The sequence below is a fragment of the Pseudomonas sp. genome (assembly GCF_050739655.1).
GTDB lineage: Bacteria > Pseudomonadota > Gammaproteobacteria > Pseudomonadales > Pseudomonadaceae > Aquipseudomonas.
This window is the reverse complement of the sequence record NZ_JBOIBY010000349.1, coordinates 1-1,781: the sequence shown is the minus strand read 5'-3', so window position 1 is coordinate 1,781 and position 1,781 is coordinate 1. Positions and strand designations below refer to the sequence as shown.

Sequence of the window (1,781 nt, the reverse complement as noted above, 5' to 3'; positions counted from 1 at the left end):
AAAATGCTTGACAGAAGGCTGGCATGATGTAGAATGCCGGCTCGCTTAGGAGGGGTTCCCGAGCGGCCAAAGGGATCAGACTGTAAATCTGACGTCTACGACTTCGAAGGTTCGAATCCTTCCCCCTCCACCATTTTAGCGTGAGCTGCAAGCTCCGCGGGTATAGTTTAGTGGTAGAACCTCAGCCTTCCAAGCTGATGATGCGGGTTCGATTCCCGCTACCCGCTCCAAGTTCGCAGGTTTTGCACGGTGTTGCGCTCTTGTAGCTCAGTTGGTAGAGCACACCCTTGGTAAGGGTGAGGTCAGCGGTTCAAATCCGCTCAAGAGCTCCATATAACAAGGCAGATATGAAAATATCTGCCTTTGTTTTAATGGCTTGTAGTTGCGCGATGTGTTTGGTGAGGGTCTCCTCGAGGTCGCCGCTAAGGTCATTTAGTAAAGTGTTGTAAAGTCTTTTTCAGGCCGGCATAATGGTCGGCCTGATTTTGTTCTAGGTCAGTAGCTCAATTGGCAGAGCGACGGTCTCCAAAACCGTAGGTTGGGGGTTCGATTCCCTCCTGACCTGCCAGATTCACTCAATGTGTCTGGCTTTCTTTTCACAGGATCTTCATAGATGACTCCTAAAGCTGAAGCTCAAGGCTCTCGCTTCGATCTGATCAAGTGGCTGGTAGTGGTCGCTTTGGTGGTTGTTGGCGTTGTTGGCAATCAGTATTACTCTGCTTCGCCGATCCTGTACCGCGTACTTGCGTTGCTTGTCATTGCTGCTGTAGCTGCCTTTGTAGGTCTGCAGACGGTCAAGGGCAAGTCTTTTTTTGTACTGGTAAAGGAAGCGCGCACCGAAATTCGTAAAGTCGTATGGCCAACTCGCCAAGAAACCACGCAGACCACGTTGATCGTAGTGGCTGTTGTTTTGGTTATGGCGTTGCTGTTGTGGGGGCTTGATTCCCTGCTCGGCTGGCTTGTTTCCTTGATTGTCGGCTAAGGGTGTCCCGTGGCTAAGCGTTGGTATGTTGTGCATGCTTACTCCGGTTACGAGAAGCATGTCATGCGCTCGCTGATAGAGCGTGTAAAGCTGGCTGGCATGGAAGATGGCTTCGGCGAGATTCTGGTTCCCACTGAAGAAGTGGTTGAAATGCGTAATGGCCAGAAACGCAAGAGTGAGCGTAAGTTCTTCCCTGGTTATGTGCTGGTGCAGTTGGATATGAACGAGGGTACTTGGAACTTGGTCAAGGATACTCCTCGGGTGATGGGTTTCATCGGTGGTACTGCCGATAAGCCTGCGCCGATCACTGATAAAGAGGCAGAAGCGATTCTGCGTCGTGTCGCTGATGGTAGCGATAAGCCTAAGCCGAAAACGCTGTTCGAGCCGGGTGAGTCGGTACGTGTTAACGACGGTCCGTTTGCTGATTTTACCGGCACGGTCGAAGAGGTTAACTACGAAAAGAGTCGCATCCAGGTGGCTGTGCTCATTTTCGGACGCTCTACCCCGGTAGAGTTGGAGTTCAGTCAGGTCGAAAAGGTCTAGCTGGGCAAGCATCCCAACCCCGCAGCCATAGGCTGTGGGGTTTTGTCGTCACTGGGATAAACGCGCAAGTAACCGGGGAGCCTTTCGAGGCGTTCGAACCCGTAATTGGAGTGCCTCATGGCCAAGAAAATTACCGCTTACATCAAGCTGCAAGTGAAGGCCGCTCAGGCTAACCCAAGCCCACCTGTTGGTCCTGCTCTGGGTCAGCACGGCGTGAACATCATGGAATTCTGCAAGGCTTTCAACGCCCGTACTC

At 52.0% G+C, this 1,781-nt stretch carries 2 protein-coding genes, 4 tRNA genes and 1 pseudogene; all 7 read left to right on the top strand.

Annotated elements, in window-relative coordinates:
• The first annotated feature begins 48 nt into the window (after positions 1–48).
• Positions 49–133: transfer RNA gene (locus tag ACRESJ_RS17050), tRNA-Tyr, on the top strand.
• A gap of 23 nt (positions 134–156) precedes the next feature.
• A tRNA-Gly gene (locus ACRESJ_RS17045) sits at positions 157–230 on the top strand.
• Between the two features lie 26 nt (positions 231–256).
• Positions 257–332 (top strand) — tRNA-Thr (locus ACRESJ_RS17040).
• A gap of 160 nt (positions 333–492) precedes the next feature.
• Positions 493–568: transfer RNA gene (locus ACRESJ_RS17035), tRNA-Trp, on the top strand.
• Positions 569–613: 45 nt separating this feature from the next.
• Positions 614–982, top strand: a complete 369-nt coding sequence (gene secE, locus ACRESJ_RS17030; RefSeq protein ID WP_431758947.1) for a preprotein translocase subunit SecE — start codon at positions 614–616, stop codon at positions 980–982.
• 9 nt (positions 983–991) lie between these two features.
• Positions 992–1,525: a transcription termination/antitermination protein NusG gene (nusG, locus tag ACRESJ_RS17025; RefSeq protein ID WP_431758946.1), complete on the top strand. Its 534-nt coding sequence runs from the start codon at positions 992–994 to the stop codon at positions 1,523–1,525.
• 117 nt (positions 1,526–1,642) lie between these two features.
• Positions 1,643–1,781, top strand: a pseudogene (rplK, locus tag ACRESJ_RS17020) (50S ribosomal protein L11); the annotation flags it as partial.